This window comes from Mesorhizobium sp. P3_A9 (genome assembly GCF_056402975.1).
The window spans coordinates 1-583 of sequence record NZ_JBFUGJ010000809.1; the positions used below are offsets into that span (position 1 = coordinate 1).

Genomic DNA, 583 nt, shown 5'->3' on the forward strand with positions numbered 1-583 from the left:
AGGTAAAGGTCGTAGGCATCGAGACTGGTCGGCGGCTTCAAACGGGTGCGTTCGATCTCGGCGCGCTTGACCATCGGCTCGACGATCGAGACGACGCTCTCGGTGATGCGATCCTGCATGTCGAAGACATCCTCGAGGGCACCGTCGTAATTCTGTGCCCAAAGGTGCGCCGCGGTCGCCGCGTCCACCAGTTGGGCCGTGACCCGCAACCGGTTGCCCGACCGCCGTATGCTGCCTTCGAGAAGGTAGCGGACGCCGAGCTCGCGGCCGATCTCGCGAACGTCCACCGCCCGCCCCTTGTAGACGAATGACGAGTTGCGCGAGATCACGGCAAAGGTCTTGAACCGGCTCAGGGCGGTGATGAGGTCGTCAACGATCCCGTCGGCGAAATAGTCCTGGGCGTGCTCGCCGCTGAGGTTGTGAAACGGCAACACCGCCAGCGAGGGAAGCGGCGACGACGCTTCCCGCGGCGCTACGGCGTCCTCGGCCCAAAGCCGGTAACCGATCCTTGCAACGGTGGCGATCCAGTCGCTGTTGTCGGCGCGCTGCCCGAGCACCTTGCGGAGGGCCGCCACCTGCACAG

The 583-nt window shown here is 65.4% G+C and carries 1 pseudogene; it reads right to left on the reverse strand.

Annotated features, from left to right (window positions below):
• Positions 1-583 (reverse strand): annotated as a pseudogene (locus AC1DX0_RS36865) (transcriptional regulator); the annotation flags it as partial.